Raw genomic sequence first — 17555 nt, forward strand, 5'->3', positions numbered from 1 at the left:
TGTTTGCTTTTATTAAGCTGAGATTCTTTTTCCTAAGATCTTAAGGCTTTTTTCTTCACCATCAAGTATGGCTACGTCAGGTAAAGTACCCCAATCTTCAAAGCCAAAATGCCTGAATAATCCTAAACTAGGCTCATTATGAGCAAATATAAATCCCAGAACAGTGGTTATGCCCAATGCAGCACATTTGCTTAATGAATCAGCCAGTGTTCTTTTACCCATTCCTTTACCGCGTTGATTTTCATCCAGATAAATACTTATTTCTGCGGTACCGTTATAGGCAGGCCTGCCATAAAAAGCCTGTAAGCTTACCCAGCCAATAATCTCATTATTTTTGTTTTCAATGACCCAAAGTGGATGTTTTTCTGCTGTATGTTGCTCAAACCACTTTATTTTACTCTCTACGGTAACCGGTTCAGTGTCTGCGGTCACCATTCTTGAGGCAATTGTTGAATTATAAATGGATACTATAGTTTTTAAGTCGGATATTGTGGCATTTCTGTAGTTTATTTCTTCCATTTATTTAAATATGTAATTAATATTGGTCTGAATCGGTGTTTTTATTGCTTTGGACCCGTAAAAATAGAAATGTTATCTGTGAAATTGAAAATTATTAATAAGTTATTGTAATTCCGCCGCCGTAACCCATATCACTATCATAATGTGTAGACAAGGAGAAATATTTAGTCATCGCATATCTGAAACCTGCCATATACTCCCTGTCTGTGTTTCCGGAAAGGTTTAACCTTAGCCTGTTCGTGATCGGGATATCTTCACGCTTTAACTGAAAACGTAATTTTCCTTTGCTATCCAGTCTGGCTTCTGCGGTTACCAGCATCGGTAAAGTATACTGCATACCCATCACAAATGCTTTTCTGTTAGACTGGTTGGTCAATTGTCCAAACATATTTTTCTCACTATCATTATCTCTGCTGTTATAATGATAGTCGAAACCGATGAAAGGCATGAACCACTGCATTTTGCCTATATATCTCCCGAAGTAAGTTTCACTTTCAAATCCATGACGTGCCTGTAATCCCAATCTCCATTCCGTAGAAATACTGTAACGGGTATTTGCTAACCGTGCAATACCATCACTACCATTGCTTTCTAATCCTATATTGGTCATCAGGTGCATTTTTCTGTCATCGGCATACAGTTTCTGAATTGCAGCTTTAGGATCAGGGATCAGCATATTAGGAGGAGAATCCTCATAACTAAAGATTCTGCCCATACCGCTCATCATGTGGTATAAAATATGGCAATGGAAAAACCAGTCTCCGCTTTCTGTCGCTGCAAACTCGATTGTATCGGTTTCCATCGGCATAATGTCAAGAACATTCTTTAAAGGAGCATATTCACCCTGGCCATTCAACACACGGAAATCATGCCCATGCAAATGCATAGGGTGACGCATCATTGAATTATTGTATAATATAATTTTTACATTTTCTCCTTTTTTAATCAGGATTTTATCAGACTCTGAGACTGTTTTATTATCAATCGTCCAGACATAACGGTTCATATTTCCAGTCAGCTCAAAACGTAATAATTTCTCAGGGCCCTTTCTTAAAGTCGTTTTTTCAGTGGCCTTTAACATGCCATAATTAAGCGTAACCAAGTCTGCCTTTTCACCCATATCCATCCCTTTCATTTCCGGCATATTCATTTTAGGTTCAGCAGCAGCTTTTTTCTTTCCGTAATTATCTCCGGTTACTTCCGGGTACATAACCGCGTTCATGTCCATTTGCTGATTGCTCATTTCCATACCCATCGGCTCCATGTCACCATTCATCTTCATCATGCCGTTCATCATCTTCATCCCTTCAAAGTATTTTAACTTCCCTAAAGGTTTGGCAGGTACTTTGGTTCCACTGCCCAACCACAAAGAAGTAGAGCCAGTGCGGTCTTCGGCTGTAGATAAGAACTCATAACTTTTATCCTCAGCGAGCGTGACAATCACATCATAAGTCTCAGAAGGAGCGATAATCAGCCGGTCAACTTCAACAGGCTGCACATCGTTACCATCATTAGCCACCACAGTAATTTGACCACCAGCATAAGTTAACCAGAAATAAGTAGACGAACTGCCGCCAACAATCCGGAGTTTTACCTTGTCGCCAGCTTTAAACTGAGGCTGTTCATTGATATGTTTCCCATTCGTTAGAAATTTCTCATAGTACACATCACTCACATCCATCGCATTCATCCGCTTCCATTCGTTAATGACTTTAGTTTTAAAATAACCCTTTTGTATCGCCTCGGCATAACCTTGTGTTGTACCTTTACGAATGGCAAACCAATCATTGGCATTGTGGAGCGAGCGGTCCACTTCTTCTGGTTTCATATCAGTCCAGTCACTTAATACAACCGGAATTGCAGGGATAGCAGGCTCATTTTTCTTGTTGAAAATTAACGCTCCGTACATTCCGCTTTGTTCTTGCAGCATAGTGTGACTATGGTACCAGTAAGTACCGTTCTGAATAACCGGAAATTTATACAAGAAAGTAGCATGCGCTTTAATTGGCATTTGAGTTAAATAAGGAACACCATCCATGTTATTAGGCAGGAATACACCATGCCAGTGAATAGAAGTTTCCATATCCATCAGGTTATGCACATAGATTTCTGCGGTATCACCTTCTGTAAAAACCAGTGCAGGGCCGGGAATACTTCCGTTAACAGCCATTGCCATTTTTGGTTTCCCGGAATAATTAACGGTCGTGTCATTGACATAAAGGTCATAACGAACAACTTTTGACCGGTGATTTTTCTCCTGGGCCTGCGTTAAAGTTAAACCGAAGAGCCCGGTGAACAGGATATATATAATTAATGATTTCATTGCTGATTTGTTAAGGAAAGACTGTCTTTCGTTTTCTCCATCCAATTGAGAACTAATGTCTGCGCTGCCGGGACAAGTTTAGCCTTTCTATGAATGAAGGTATAAGAAGCTATAGGCATAGTTCCATCCTGGATACTATTAATAATAGCCTTTAATTTACTTTGTTGTTTATACTTTGAATAACTGCCGAATTCACTAAAGTTCAGTTCTTTTTTTCCGTTGCTGATATGTGCAGCCATCCATCCGCTTACAGGCTGCAATTTAGCATACCAGGGATATTGCGTATGGTTACTATGGCAATCATAACATGACTTTTTTAAGATTGCCTGTACCTTTGCAGGTACAGGATAAATCTTTGTGATATCCGTGTTTTTAAACTGGTTATCCTGATTATTGATAACCGGTACGAATTGTATAGCGATTAAGAAAATCAGCATAACAATCAATATGACTTTAACCCGGTCCACCGGCTTAATTTAATTCTTCTTTGATACTTCCGCAGGTGACCATTTCTTTGCCCAGATACGGGTTTTTGATCACTTTAGTTTCGCTGATCCAGTTCCCGCCTTTTTTATTATTGTACATCGGACAATGCTCATAATATAACTTCTGACCAGATTTCCCATCAGCTTTAGCCAGTTCATAAATCTCCTGACTTAACATTTCGAAATGTTCCCGCTGATGTTTGATGTTGCCGGCGTTAGCCCCAATATGCTCCCCATGCTCTTTAACATCATCTGCAATCTCACTAAAGACTTTTGACTGAGCTGGATTAAGTGCAGCAATTGTGACTTTTCCTGCTGCCAGTTTTAAGGTATTGCCAGCCGCTGCTGCCCCCTGATCATCATCAGCTGCCAATGCATTTTTAAGCTGTAAATAAGCCATGATGACCTCTTTGATTGGAGAAGAGGAAGTTTGAGCTGCTGGTTTTGTAGCAATAGCAGGATGCTGTGCCGGTTTTTGATTGCTGGTACAGGCACTTAAAAAAATAGTGGCTATAGCGATGCTTAACAAGAAAGTTTTCATGTTTGTGTTTTTATAAACCATTGATCTACAGGAGATCAATGGTTATTTAAAGATAAGTTATTTTATAGTTTCCGTTACTTTACCACAAGTTAGCATAGTACTTCCATAATAAGGGTTCTTAATGGCTTGTTTACTACTTAACCAGCTGCTCTTCTTCATTGGGCAGTAAAGTTCATAGATCGGCTCAGCTGATAATTTCGAAGTTTTGGCTGTCGAAATCAGGTGCGCAGACAAAACGGAAAAATAGTCGCGCTGACTACTCAGCGCATTGCTGGCGTTAATTTTAGCTGCATCTGCTGCTAAGGCTTTTTGTTGAGCTGCATCAATTGTCTGAAGATCTCCTTTAGCCAGGATTTTGACGAATTCAGCTGCTTTGGTAGCGGCTAATTTGGAATTGTCTGCTACAAGTGCATCTTTAATTTCGTAATAAGAGGATAACAAACCGGTAGATTGACTCGTGTTTTGTTGTGCAAATCCAGGTTGCACGAAGATGACGGCTATAAGCGCAATCATATAAAATATCTTTTTCATTTTTATTGATTTTAATGGTGAATTATTACAACAACAGGACAGGCCCATGTAAAAATTAAACCCTTAAATCAAATCTGAAAACTTTGTATGGCAATGCGTACATCCGGGATAGGGGCACGGCAATGCCTTGCAAAATAAGTATTGGGAATATTCGCAGGAATAGCAATTATACTATCCTGAATATAAACAGGCGCAGGTAAAACGGCTAAACAGGAGAGCTGAAAACTAAAAGAAGGAACAGACTGTGCTTCTTTATCAGCTGTTGTCAACTTCGTAACCTCATCTTTACAGCAATTATCTTTTTGCCCGGCATCGTGATGATCGGCACCGGTTTTTTCAGCATGATGTGATACATCCTGATGATGCTGCATCATATTAAATCCCATATCAGCTCCGAGAACACAAGCAAAACCTACCACCGTATTCAAAAAGAATACAATAATAAGAAAGGCTGTTTTAAGCATAGTGGAACGCTGGATTTTCATGTTAAACAAATATACTCCATAACTGCTTTGATGGATTTACATAATTTGAATAAAAACATTCAAAATTTAACTTAATTCACTATACTGCACTTATGCCGGATGTTTCTTATCTCAATAACGTAATGCATTATTTATCGCGGTTACCAGCACTGTCAGCAGGACTGATATTTCTGATAGAAAATGGGTTGATTACACTTTTGGTCTTGGTTTTTGGAAAAATAATACAGCAAAAATTTGCAACAGCCCCTTTCGTCCCTTATACTTATACACGAAGGGAATGGCAAATCTGCATCCTGACCAATTTCCTGAATACGCTTATTACCTACGCTGGATTCTGGCTTTGGAAACATGGGATTATCAGGATGACGACAAATATTTCACTGACTATTTTCAAAGATTTTTTACTCCTGTTTTTTGCGATGGATTTGCTGATGTTCATTTTCCATTACCTGATCCACAAATCATTACTCTATAAATTTGTCCATCAATTACATCACCAGGCTATTAATCCAAAACCAATTGATTTATTTATCCTGCATCCAATAGAGACAATCTCTTTTGGTGCATTATGGCTGATATTGCTGCTTATTTATCCTTTTAATATTTACGCTGTTATCATTTATTTGATTATTAATGTTTTATTTGGAATGACTGGTCATCTTGGTATAGAGCCATTACCTGCGAAAACCCGGAATTTACCGTTGATCAAGTACTTGGGAACATCCTCTTTTCATCATAACCATCACTTAAAAGAGGATTATAATTACGGTTTTTATACAAGTATATGGGACAGGCTGTTTGGAACATTTAAATAATTATAGGGCTATAATTAATTGATAGCCCTATATATTACTTTATTCCAACCTGACCTCAGTTCCATCAGCCAGCTCTTCTGTTCCCTTTACTAAAATCTGATCGTCTTCCCTGACCGGGCCAAAAATCTCCTGAAGCTCTCCTTTACGGGTGCCAGCCGTTACGCTGACCCTTTTACTCTTACCCTGCACTATCTTCACAATAAATATACCCGATTGCGCAACGACAATGCTGCTTACAGGCACCCATAAAGTAGCATGGGGTCTTTGCAGTGTTAACTTTACCTGGGCATACTCACCACCATTCAAAACATGCTGCGTATTGGATATATCAAATTCTGCGGTGACAGCGCGGGATTCCTGTTGTAATAAATCACTTTTCCGGGAGAGGACAGAAAAAAAGAGCTGCCCCGGATGATCACTAACCGTAAAAGATACTTTCGTGTCTTTACCCACAGCTTGTACATGCTTTTCTGGTATAGCTACAGTTAGTCTCAGGCGGCTCGTCTGTGCAATTGAAAACAAAGGGACCTGATCACCAACCAAAGCTCCCGCAGATATATTTTTATGGATGACCGTTCCATCAAAAGGTGCTATAATCCGTAAATACTGCTGTAATTGTGCAGAAGCACCTGTGGTTGCTTTTACAGCTGCATAGGCAGCGCTATCGCTTCTGAACTTGCTTCTTGCCTTATCCAGCTCTATTGCAGCAACAGCTCCGGCTCTGGTTGCCGCTTTCATTAAGCGCTCATAAGCCTGGAGACTATAAAGATAATCTTCATGAAATTTATTCTCATCAGCCCGGGCTGACAGATAATGCTGGCTGATCTCGGGTGCTTCCAAAATGGCCAGCAGCTGTCCCTTTTTCACTTTGCTGCCTCTGTCAACAAATATCTTTTTGACAAACCCTTTCACTTTTGGATAAATGATAACTTCCTCATAAGGTTTAAGCTCTCCGGGCAGAGAAAGAGCATAAGAAGGCTGATCAGAAACTGGATGAATAAACTGAACCACTCCGGTCTTTTGATTTTGTGGTTGTTTCTTCCTGACCTGATCAGCAGAACAACCGGCAAAAATTAAAGTAGATAGGATAGAAATTTTTAAGATATAACTGTTAAGTTTCATATATAATAGCTGTTTATGCCTGGGTAGGAGCAGGGTGAATCAATAAGTTTTTATTTGCCGGATCATCAGGATCCAATGTCAGGCTCTCTCTGGTTTTATTTTTCATGATCAGGGTATATACCTGTGGTAAAATCAACAAGGCAGTCAAAGTTGACAAGATCAGACCGCCAATAACTGCCTGACCCAGCGGAGCAACCTGTTCAGAACCTTCCCCCATACCAATAGCCATCGGAATCATTCCCGCAATCATGGCCATGGTGGTCATTGTAATTGGTCGTAACCGGGAAGAAGCAGCAAGAAAAATAGCCTGCTTAGCCTGCATACTACGTTTTAACCGGTTAATTTCTGCCTGATTGATCATTAAAACCGCATTTGAAACGGAAACCCCAACAGACATAATAATCCCCATATAAGACTGAAGGTTTAAGGTGCTCCCTGATAAAAGTAAGAGCATCAAACTACCGCCAATAACTGCCGGCACAACAGATAATATTAATCCTGAAACTGCAAATGACTGATAATAAGCAGTGAGCATTAAAAAGATAACCACGATTGCTACCAACAAACCAGTTTGTAAACCAGCAAGCGTTTCTTCCAGCAGTTCGACCTGCCCTTCAGTAGAAACAAGCGTACCTCTGGGTGGGGGACCTGCCTCTTTAATCACCTGATGTGCTGCTTTTGAAGCTGCTCCCATATCTTTCTGGTGAATATTTGCCAGTACAGTCACATACCTGTTTGGCCCCTGACGATTCACCTGACCGGGAAGTTTAACCAGGCTGATTTCGGCTACATCTTCTAATACAGGTCTTGGCTGACCTGATTTTAAAGGTAAGGAGCGAAGTTTATCCAGTGAATGCATATCCGCCTCCGGAATCTGTACCTGTACCTGGAAAACCAATCCTGATTTGGGGTCTGCCCAGAGATTCTTGTTGGTAAACCGTGAGGAAGAAGTTGCGATTGTCAAAGTCCGGGTGACGTCATCCATAGTTAAACCAAACTGAGCGGCCATTGCCCGGTTTACATTGATTTCAACACCAGGGTAGTTAACCGGTTCTGCTATCCGTACATCCCTGAAAAAAGGGACTTTCAGTAAACCCTGTTCCAGTTTTTTTGCAAATTTCTCTGCGCCCTTTATTTGTCCTGCGGCCACTTTAATCTGTACCTGGTTCATGGCTCCCTGGCTCATTATTTTCTCCACAAGTTCCATCGGTTCAAAACCAATCTTCAGCACAGGGATTTCCTGCTGAATAACCTTTCTTATTTTTTCCTTTAATTCAGCAATTGAACCTTTGAATAACTGCTGATCAACTGACAATTGCAGTACAGCCTCATGAGAGCCACTGGTGAACAGAAAAATGGGATTAATGGCGGTTGCAGAAGGTTGCAAACCCACAAAAGCAGAACTTATTTTAATGGCTTCAGGAGGCAGTTGTTCATGGATCAGCTGTGTCACTTTTTTCAGGTACCCTTCTGTGACTTCAAGCCTGCTGCCTTCAGGAGCCAGGATACGCAATTGCAGATCACCACTGTTGCTCACAGGCAGAATATCAGTCCCGATGTAAAACCCGCCTGCGCCAATCATCAGTAATACAATCAGTGTATAACCACCAATCACTAGTCCAATCTTGCTTTGACCATACCTGATCAATAACAAGTACCTGCGTTTAAATTTCTCAAACCTCGTTAACTTCTTTTGATGCAGGCTGATTTTATGGTGCTGGAATTGTTCAGGTTTCATCAGCCAGTTGGCTAAGATGGGAACGAATGTTTGCGAGGCAATAAAAGAAGCAATCATCGCAAAAGCAACCGCCAATGAAAGCGGCATAAACATATCCTTTGGGATCCCTGTCATTAAAAAAGAGGGGATAAGTACCGCCAGGATACAAAATAAGATCAGTATTTTCGGAACAGAAATTTCCAGCAAAGCATCCAGTACAGCCCTTTGTTTTGGCTTCTCCATTTCAAAATGCTGATGTATATTCTCAATGGTTACCGTCGCTTCATCAACCAGTATTCCTATCGCTAAAGCCAGGCCACTTAAAGTCATCACATTAATAGTCTGTCCGAACAAATAGAGCATAATTACCGCAGAAAGGATGGCGATCGGAATGGTAAGTACCACAATTAATGCACCTCTGGAATCCCCTAAAAACAAGAAGACCATCAATCCGGTCAGCAGTGCGCCAAGCACCCCCTCATGCACAAGATTTTCTAAGGACTTCTCTATATAACCAGACTGATCGAACACATACTTAATATCCACATCTTCTGGTAAAGCAGCCTTTAACATTGGAATAGATGCTTTTAAGTTTTCTACCACTTTAAGAGTAGAAGCATCTGCTTTTTTGATCACCGGCAAGTACACCGACCGCTTTCCGTTAATCAGCCCATAACCGGTAGTTATATCAGCGGCATCCTCTACAACGGCAATATCTTTCACATAAATATTTGTTCCGGAACCAACTCTGACCGGGATGTTCAGGAATTCCTCCGGCCCTTTTGCAATGGAATTTACCGGGCTCATCAGGTTCTGATCCCCAATTCTGATATTTCCTGCCGGTGAAGGAAAGTTATTTTTAGCAATTGCCGTAGTCACCTCCTCAGCAGACAATCCGTAAGATTGCATCAGCTCAGGATTGACTTTAACAACCATAGTTCTTACATTTCCCCCAAAAGGAGCAGGGGCAGTTACCCCGGGAATAGTGACAAACATGGGTCTTATTTTTGTCAGTGCCAGCGTCTGAAGCTCAGTAATAGACTTTTCAGTACTTTCAAAAACTAACTGACCAATAGGGAGCGAGCTGCCATCAAACCTCACCACCTGTGGAGGGACAGCGCCCGGTGGCAGAAAGCCCATTGCCCTGGAAACCTGGGCGGAGACTTCCCCCGACGCCTGTGCCATATCAGTTCCCGGATAAAAAGTGATCTTCATCAAGGTAAACCCTTGTATACTTTTAAAATCTATACCCTTCACACCACTCACAAAAATCAATACTTTCTGAAATTCATTGGCCATAAAACCATCCATATAAGCCGGACTAAGACCACCATAAGGCATAGCAATATAAATGACCGGTAATTCGACCCTGGGAAAGATGTCTACATTGATGTTTTTGATTGCGGTGAAAGAGAAATAAGCGATGGCCAATACAGCGACCATAACAGTTAATGGCTTTTTTAATGCAAAACGGATCATATTCATTTGTATAATTAAAATTGACTGGACAGCTCACTAAAATCACCCGAGAGTTCGGCTCTTTTAATCAGCAGGTTCCAAAACTCCTGCTGAACTTCAATGGCATTTTTTTCCACCTGTTGTAATAAAGATTGAATTTGCAGCAGCTCTGTTAAATTAATCAGGCCACTTTCATACCTGGACAGGTATAAATTATAGGCCTGCTGTGCCTTTGCTAAAGCAAGCCGTGTATTGGCTACCTGTTTCAACTGCTGATTAACTCTGCTGCCAACCGCTTGTAAAGCAGTATTCATCTGCAATTTTTGCAAGTCATAACTGAACTTTGAAGCCTGAACTGCCTGAGCTGTTCTTTTCTTTGCAAATGAACCAGTATAGATATCACTGAGGTTCCAGGTCAACCCTATACCCACCAGGTAATTACGTGCGGTATTAGTATAGCCTGCTGATAAATCCCGGTTAACAGCTCCATTTGCCGATATGCCACTTCCACGAGCTGATAAACCACCTGAAAGAGAGAAAGAAGGCAGCATTTTTCTGGAAGAAAGCTCATTCTGGATTTCATTATACCTCACCTGTTTATCCAGTATTTGTAAATACGGATGGTCTGGTGAAATTGAATCTGAAGAAACCTGTAACGTTTGGTAACGCATAAAAGATTGCTGCGGCAATTGAATTTCTGCCAGCGGTACCACCTCTGAAAAGTTGATTTTTCCTGCATTGTATTTACCAGTCCATTCATCCTTTGTGGCTTTTGCCAGTAAATACGAGGATGCAGCCAGTGCAGTATCTGCACCAGGCTTTAAACCGGCATCGGCAAGGCTTACCGACAGGTCAAGAATTTCTTTTACTCTTTTTACCTGCTGATCTGCCCATTCAAGATTTGAATTTGCATAAAGTATTCCTACATAAAGGGAGGTTACTTTTGCTTGTAAGGCCAGCTTTGCTGCATCATAACCACTTTTAGCCTCCTGAACTTTATAACCAGCGGCCTTTATTGTTTTGCGTTGTTTCCCGAATTCGAAAAACTTCCAGTCTGCTAAAACTGATCCGAATGTATTTGCTGCGGCTGTATTTTCCTGACCAGACTTTGTCCCGTTTACATTAAATACACCAGGAACGGGGAAAAAGGCACCATTACTACCTGCAAATGTCCCGTAAGAGTTTTGCAGCTGTAATTGCATTTGTGGTAAAGACCGGCTTTGAATCTCCTTTTGGGCATATTGAGATTCTTCCAGCAGTGCATTTTTTGCGAGAAGGCCGGAATAGTTTTGATACGCTATTTCCCACGCATAGGTTAAAGAAAGCCCTGCTGGTTGTTGTGCGTAGGTGCTTACACTAATCAGCATAGAAAACATGCCAATCAGATAAAGATTGTACTTCATCATATTTGAAAATTAGTTGAGGATATCAGAAAACCGTGTATCCGTCTGATTACAGGCGGAGCGGTAAAAATTACAAATGTGTAATTCTATATCAGCAACAAGCTGTTTTGCAGAAACAGCGGGATTACAGACCAGCGCAGCTGAGATTCAGGTTCCGGCAGCTCAGTACGTTCTTTTAAAGAAATCAGGAGGGAAAGAATAAAGCCAGGCAGAATAAATGCAAACAGCACCAGTATACTGCTTTTAAAAATACCAGGCTTAACGTTCAGTTCATCAGCAGATGAGTTCATATGTCCAGCAAAACAATCCACTTTTTCAACAACCAACTGAACTGGTCTGACCAATAAATTCTTCATTAATTTATTAGATCCTGCACGCTGAGAAACTGTGTCAGAGAAAAAAGACTGAATGCCTTTTCTTACTGTGCAGGAAGAAAGTAAACAAATCAATAACAACAGGAAAACTGCTAAAGATCTGATCCCTTTAACCATTAATTTACCTGTTAAATATTTTATTTGCTGATACATTCCGGTCTAAAGTACTGATTTTTTTTTAGGGGTGGTAACATCATTGTGAACGTCACAACAAATTGACCTTAAAATTCATTGTCAGCAAAAACGATTTTAGAATATATAATACCAATAAATTTTTTCTTTTTCAGTAATGAATAAATTGAACAATCTGATTGCGTCAATTAATGGGTAGTTTTCAGTTGAAAAAAAGAGCATTTGTAACTTTTTTATACACATTAAACCTTTATAAAAAAATAAAGTCTCACACGATATAAATAAAATAACAACCTTATGACCAATTACTTACTATACATTGATCCAGGGACAGGCAGCCTGTTCTTTCAAGCTATTTTATCAGCTATCCTTACACTATCTGTTTTTGGAAGCAAATTGAAAATATTCGTTATGCACTTTATCAGAAGCATCAGATCAAGGAAAGGAAGTGAAGAATAATGAGTTTATTACAAGCGATTTCTTACAAAGACCCTGCTGGTTTTGTCGTTAAACTAGAAGATGGATATTATAGATATATTGCTCCTGATTATGCATTGGAATTTGATCACCTGAGTGAATCGGGACTTTATCAGAATCTGGTAGATCAGGAGCTGATGATACCACATGCCGAGGTCTTATTAGATGATAAATTTCCAGGTTATTATAAGAAAATATTTCCACAGCAGTTAGCTTTTATATCCTATCCATTTGAGTGGTCTTATGCACAATGGCAGCAAATGTTATTAGCTTATACCAGGATTAATCAGCTTTCGTTAGCACATGGGATGATTTTAAAAGATGCTTCTCCCTATAACTTCACCTTTCACAATGATAAATGTGTATTAATTGATACACTATCTTTCAGTTTCTATAAAGATGGAGATCCATGGATAGCCTACCGGCAATTTTGCGAAGAATCTCTTTCTCCATTTTTATTGATGCACTATAAAGATCCCTTGTGGTCAAAGTTATATAGAGGAAGTATTACCGGGTTGCCTCTTCCTTTTGTCAGCAGCCATTTGCCTTTCAGGACTCGTTTTGATCCCTTCTGTTTGATACATATTCATTTGCACTCCCGATTTAGTAATGATAAAAAAGGTAAAAGCGAAGCTGCACGGCAGGGATTGAATAAGGAGAAACTGAAAGTTCTTTTTAGCAACATTGCCAAAAACGTTTTGACCAAAAAACAACCCTTGCTTAAAAATAGTATATGGGATCATTATTATGAGAATGATATTGAAAGTGAAAGATATATTACAGCTAAAACAGAGGTGATTACCAAATGGCTGTCGGAAATAAGGCCTGATGTGACTATTGATTTGGGCGCGAATACAGGCAAGTTCTCCCGCTTAGCTTCGCAGTTTTCGAAATCTGTTTATGCAGTAGAAAGTGATGCTTACTGTGTAGATGAGATTTATAAAAGTAATACACAGATAAAAGATAATAATATCACTTCAATTTTGGCTGATCTTGCTGATCCATCCCCAGGATTAGGCTGGCATAACGAGGAGAAATCACCTCTTTTAAAACGTTTAAAAGGAGAAATGGTGATGGCTCTTGCTTTAATTCATCATTTATGTCTGAGCAGAAACTTGCCGATTCCTTTTGTTGCCCGGCTTTTCTCTGAAATGACAACACGGTATGCAATTGTTGAATTCGTTCCAAAAGAAGATCCTAAATCCAGGTTGTTATTGCAGCATAAAGGAGATATTTTCGAATATTATACGGAAGAAGATTTTATCAATTCATTTGAACATCATTTTAGATTAGTTGCCTGTCATCCATTTGAAAAATCGTTAAGAAAATTGTTTTTATGGGAAAAACGATAAACGACTGGCTGAGCAGGCCATTATACATTTATAGTTTCGGTCTTTTTTTTCTTATTTATAAGAGTTCTCAATATTTTCCATCATTTGATCTGTTACTCTTTATTTGCTTTTTTGTGGGTTATTGCCTAATTAACTGTGGTATAATACTTATTCAGAAAAAAGCAGGATTTTATAAATTTGGTTCGTGCTGGCTAATATTCACCTGGATATTATTTCTGTTTTCAGAACAGATTATTAATTATTTAAACGAATATATAGATCCGGCATTTGTTCGTTTCAGATATTTATTCCTGGTCATTATAAGTATATGTCTGGTTATATATTTAATATGTAGGAAAGTGGATAGGCAAAAGATTCTGATATTGAACTCTATAATTAATGTATTTGTTTTTATACTTACCGTATTAACTATTACATCTGGAGTCAAACTTGTTTACTGGGAAAGAAATCATAATATTGCTTTAAATAATAGAAGGCTTCCTTCTTTAGATATCAAAAATAACAATGATGTAATATGGATATTGCTTGATGAATATACTGATCCGGCTAGCTTAAAAAGTCAATTTAAATATCATGATTTTCTTGTTGATTCATTAGAAATGAAAGGGTTTTTTGTTTTTGATAAACTAAAATCTCAAAGTAGCACAACTGTTTATTCAATTAGTTCTTTGTTCAATCTTAATGATACTATTCCAATTGCAAATTATAGTTACGCTACTCATTATTTAGATGAAAATATTTGGATAAATCATTTACATAGAATTGGTTATGATTTTGTTAATCTTGATTTTTTAAACATTGGAGGATACCCTAAATTTTCTTATCTGAGAATTTTTTCAGATAATTACTTTGATCAAATTATATCTGGATCTGTTTTTGCTTCATTGTTGGATAATTTAACTGAAGAAAAAAATGTTATTGATATTTATAATCAAAAAGTTATCAGAGTTTTTAAACAGAAAGTTAATGAAAAACGAAATAAACCAGTTTTTATCTGGACACATTTAATGATACCTCATGAACCATTTTATAGAGATGCTAATGGGAATATGAACAAATTCCCTGTTCTTAATGTTAGTACATCTCCAGCTTCACTAATAATCAAGCAATACACGGAGTACCTTTCTTATGGAAATAATGTATTGCTGAAAATGTTAAATGAGATCCCAAACTGGAAAAATAAGACTATTATTATTTCCGGAGACCATGGAGCGAGGATGCTTATACCTGATAACGACCCTAGAAGAAAGCAAACATTTGGTGCAATCTATTATCCCGGTATGGACAAAAAAGAACTGGGTAAAATTGAGTATATGCAGCAGATTCCATTTCATCTTCATTAATAGGAGTAGTCATTTATAACGGTTATGTTTCTAAAAACTGTAAATGAGCTGACATAAAGCAAGCGCGGGAAACCGATATTTGTGGCAAGTATAAAATCAAATCATCATATGAAATTATTAATAACTTGTCTGACTGTTATCTTTTTCTCTCTTTCTGCTTCAGCGCAGGATATAGGTTCAAAAATTCCCACAGCGATCTTTTACAACAGAGATAATACACCCTTTTCTACCTACAATATTCCTGGCGGGAAAAAATCGCTGATTATCTTTTTTGATGCAACCTGTGAACACTGTCAGAAAGTAGTGGCGCAAATGAGTAAAAGAACAAAGGAATTGAAAAATGTAAACGTTTATATGATTTCACAGGATGAATACAGATCTATTGATTACTTCATGACTAATTTTGGAAAACCATTTTTGCAGGAAAAAAATGTGAAGGTAGTTCAGGATCGTGACCATGTATTTATTATGGCTTTCCATCCAAAACAATACCCGGCCATTTATTTGTATAATGCGGATAAAAGCCTCGCATTTACTTCAAGCAATCAAAATGATGTACCTAAGTTTTTTAAGCTGATTAATCCCTAGTAAAATATAACAATGATAGTAACAGCCCTTTCTGCCAGAAAACAGAAAGGGCTGTTCTTTTTAGTCAACCGTATGTACAATAACAGCTTCGCGTTTACGCGCAGCAGCACCCGCACCTAAACTGGCACTTACCGCGCCCAATAATAAACCGAAGAAAGAGAAAATAGCAAATTTAGAAAGGCCTGATGCTACATCATCACCCACCTCTTTTGCTTTTTCTATAGCCTGGTCCTTCGCTTGTTTCACCTTCTCTTTTGTTGTTTTGATAGTACTTATCCAATTGTCAACAATTTGTTCAGACTCCACTTTAGACTTTCCTGTTCTGTTCATCACTATATTAACCAGCGCATCACGATCTGCCGCCTCAAATGTAGCATCACCAGTACTAAATAGCTTAGAAACCAGTGAATCTAACTTCTGCTGGGCCAGTTGTGGATTCTCTAATACTGATTTACCAGTGTTTTCTGCCTGACCAGTTGCCTGCTTTGCCTTATTTTTTAGCTGCTCAGGTTGTAAATCTTTTTTACCTGTCTGTTTGAGCAGCAATTCTGCTTCCTTTTTCATTTTCTCTATAGAACCACCATCTATATTCAGCTGATCCTTAATCGCATCACCAGCTTCTGGCGCAACGCTCTTAATTCCTTCGCCAGCCATAGATAATCCTTTAGTGATTACAGAACCTGCTCCACCAACAATCTTGCTGACCGAAGAAGTCACTAAGTAAATATTTAAGAAAGTGAGCAGGCACCAGGTAATCAGGCCATGTAAAATAAGATCTGTCTTTTGTACCTGGTTAGAGAACCAGCCAGCTACCCAGCCCCCGGCAAATAAAGAGATCAGCATCGTGACGATCCACCAGATCAATGCACCTGTGCCTAAACCACTGAATGGTTTGGCATCTTCTACAGGATTAATACTTCCAAAGCCAATACTTAAGCCCAGTAAGCTTAATAATAATTGAATGGCGATTGCAATAAATACGCCGGCAAATACTGCGCTCCAGGATAAACGACTGATAAACCCCATAGGGGATTTTTCAGTTAACGTGTGAACTGATTTAATCATAATGTTTGTTTTTAAATAGGTAGATAAATAAATATTTACAAATCAGGGGATGAGATAAACTTAAATACCTCATTTCTTTAGATGCTGACAGACAACAAGATAATTTTCAGAATGTTTGAACAGGCTTAAACCTGTAGGGAATGTCAGCACAAGTTTATATGTTTACAGGATGGAAGTTAAACTTGACAAAACCACGCTGCCACAACACGGCCAGCAGGTGCTATTTCAAACTGTCATTGATGAGGAATATGAAACCTGGCAAGAAGGCATTTATAATGCAAAAGCTGAATATATAAAAATCTCAAAAGGTGATATTTACGACATGTGGGGAGACGTAGTGAGATGGGAGCCTTCAGTTTAAGACCTTATGCTCCGAAAGCTTGTTCATTATTCTGAAGAAGCCAGAATTAACTCAAAATAAAAGATGAAATCATCTTAAAATACGGGTTTCTTTACCCAGCTGTGGGTTGCATTCCCTGTTGCTTAAATTATATTGAACATAAAAAAATAGCTTCCATAGCCCTATGGTAGCTATTTTTGTTTAAAACTATCTCATTATTAACGATTTAAGTTTAATTTCTAAGCTTAGATGAAATTTGGGTATTCTTCCTGAAACCGCACGCAAAATCTTTCCTGCCACTTTAATCACCGGCTATCTGCTTTATTTCATTTCATTTTGTTTTACCGGGTTCCCTGTTTTTATTTCTTTCATGTTATTATATTGTGAATAAATAATACCTGTTTTATTCTTTTTGTTCATTCCTCTTTCTGAGGCAGAAACCAATAATCAGAGTCGTAAATTTGTTCTATTGAAAGAATTAAGAC

The 17555-nt window shown here is 38.6% G+C and carries 17 protein-coding genes; 6 read left to right on the forward strand and 11 right to left on the reverse strand.

The window, feature by feature from the left end:
* Positions 1 to 12: 12 nt before the first annotated feature.
* The 6 genes from HDE70_RS14680 to HDE70_RS14705 form a co-directional block, all read right to left on the reverse strand.
* The gene (locus HDE70_RS14680) at positions 13 to 519 is read right to left on the reverse strand and encodes a GNAT family N-acetyltransferase (protein ID WP_183869424.1); all 507 of its coding nucleotides are present in this window, start codon (positions 517 to 519) and stop codon (positions 13 to 15) included.
* A 94-nt stretch (positions 520 to 613) separates the two neighbouring features.
* Complete coding sequence (locus HDE70_RS14685) at positions 614 to 2842, reverse strand: multicopper oxidase domain-containing protein (protein WP_183869423.1); 2229 nt, start codon at positions 2840 to 2842, stop codon at positions 614 to 616.
* Positions 2839 to 3279: a heme-binding domain-containing protein gene (locus tag HDE70_RS14690; RefSeq protein ID WP_221270733.1), complete on the reverse strand. Its 441-nt coding sequence runs from the start codon at positions 3277 to 3279 to the stop codon at positions 2839 to 2841. Before HDE70_RS14690 ends, HDE70_RS14685 begins: the two co-directional genes overlap by 4 nt.
* A 34-nt stretch (positions 3280 to 3313) precedes the next feature.
* Positions 3314 to 3868: a DUF3347 domain-containing protein gene (locus tag HDE70_RS14695; RefSeq protein WP_183891089.1), complete on the reverse strand. Its 555-nt coding sequence runs from the start codon at positions 3866 to 3868 to the stop codon at positions 3314 to 3316.
* A gap of 57 nt (positions 3869 to 3925) precedes the next feature.
* Positions 3926 to 4399, reverse strand: coding sequence for a DUF3347 domain-containing protein (locus HDE70_RS14700; protein WP_260160796.1), 474 nt, complete (start codon positions 4397 to 4399; stop codon positions 3926 to 3928).
* Between the two features lie 68 nt (positions 4400 to 4467).
* A complete protein-coding gene (locus HDE70_RS14705; RefSeq protein WP_183891090.1) occupies positions 4468 to 4884 on the reverse strand; it encodes a hypothetical protein in 417 nt (138 codons plus the stop codon).
* Between the two features lie 122 nt (positions 4885 to 5006).
* Here HDE70_RS14705 and HDE70_RS14710 point away from each other — a divergent pair, with 122 nt between their 5' ends.
* Positions 5007 to 5699 (forward strand): sterol desaturase family protein, encoded by a 693-nt coding sequence (locus HDE70_RS14710; RefSeq protein ID WP_221302080.1) that lies wholly within the window; start codon positions 5007 to 5009, stop codon positions 5697 to 5699.
* A gap of 39 nt (positions 5700 to 5738) precedes the next feature.
* Here the strand turns inward: HDE70_RS14710 and HDE70_RS14715 are convergent, their stop codons facing one another.
* From HDE70_RS14715 to HDE70_RS14730, 4 genes are all read right to left on the reverse strand, one after another.
* Positions 5739 to 6821, reverse strand: a complete 1083-nt coding sequence (locus HDE70_RS14715) for an efflux RND transporter periplasmic adaptor subunit (RefSeq protein ID WP_183891092.1) — start codon at positions 6819 to 6821, stop codon at positions 5739 to 5741.
* Positions 6822 to 6834: 13 nt separating this feature from the next.
* Complete coding sequence (locus HDE70_RS14720; RefSeq protein ID WP_183891093.1) at positions 6835 to 10023, reverse strand: efflux RND transporter permease subunit; 3189 nt, start codon at positions 10021 to 10023, stop codon at positions 6835 to 6837.
* Between the two features lie 8 nt (positions 10024 to 10031).
* Positions 10032 to 11402 (reverse strand): TolC family protein, encoded by a 1371-nt coding sequence (locus HDE70_RS14725; protein WP_183891094.1) that lies wholly within the window; start codon positions 11400 to 11402, stop codon positions 10032 to 10034.
* Positions 11403 to 11485: 83 nt separating this feature from the next.
* Positions 11486 to 11926 (reverse strand): hypothetical protein, encoded by a 441-nt coding sequence (locus HDE70_RS14730; RefSeq protein WP_183891095.1) that lies wholly within the window; start codon positions 11924 to 11926, stop codon positions 11486 to 11488.
* Positions 11927 to 12202: 276 nt separating this feature from the next.
* Here HDE70_RS14730 and HDE70_RS14735 point away from each other — a divergent pair, with 276 nt between their 5' ends.
* The 4 genes from HDE70_RS14735 (at position 12203) to HDE70_RS14750 (ending at position 15665) form a co-directional block, all read left to right on the forward strand.
* The gene (locus HDE70_RS14735; RefSeq protein ID WP_183891096.1) at positions 12203 to 12364 is read left to right on the forward strand and encodes a hypothetical protein; all 162 of its coding nucleotides are present in this window, start codon (positions 12203 to 12205) and stop codon (positions 12362 to 12364) included.
* Positions 12364 to 13734 (forward strand): class I SAM-dependent methyltransferase, encoded by a 1371-nt coding sequence (locus tag HDE70_RS14740; RefSeq protein ID WP_183891097.1) that lies wholly within the window; start codon positions 12364 to 12366, stop codon positions 13732 to 13734. The genes HDE70_RS14735 and HDE70_RS14740 overlap by 1 nt, the downstream gene beginning before the upstream one ends.
* Before the next feature lie 362 nt (positions 13735 to 14096).
* Positions 14097 to 15077 carry a hypothetical protein gene (locus tag HDE70_RS14745; protein ID WP_183891098.1) on the forward strand — a complete coding sequence of 327 codons (981 nt, stop codon included), beginning with the start codon at positions 14097 to 14099 and terminating at the stop codon, positions 15075 to 15077.
* Positions 15078 to 15185: 108 nt separating this feature from the next.
* Positions 15186 to 15665, forward strand: a complete 480-nt coding sequence (locus tag HDE70_RS14750) for a peroxiredoxin family protein (protein ID WP_183891099.1) — start codon at positions 15186 to 15188, stop codon at positions 15663 to 15665.
* Positions 15666 to 15725: 60 nt separating this feature from the next.
* Here HDE70_RS14750 and HDE70_RS14755 read toward each other — a convergent pair whose 3' ends face one another.
* Positions 15726 to 16730, reverse strand: coding sequence for a hypothetical protein (locus HDE70_RS14755; protein ID WP_183891100.1), 1005 nt, complete (start codon positions 16728 to 16730; stop codon positions 15726 to 15728).
* A gap of 115 nt (positions 16731 to 16845) precedes the next feature.
* On the opposite strand from HDE70_RS14755, the gene HDE70_RS14760 reads away from it, so the two are divergent.
* Positions 16846 to 17091: a hypothetical protein gene (locus tag HDE70_RS14760; RefSeq protein WP_183869410.1), complete on the forward strand. Its 246-nt coding sequence runs from the start codon at positions 16846 to 16848 to the stop codon at positions 17089 to 17091.
* The last annotated feature ends 464 nt before the right edge of the window (positions 17092 to 17555 follow it).

The sequence above is a fragment of the Pedobacter cryoconitis genome (assembly GCF_014200595.1).
Lineage (GTDB): Bacteria > Bacteroidota > Bacteroidia > Sphingobacteriales > Sphingobacteriaceae > Pedobacter > Pedobacter cryoconitis_C.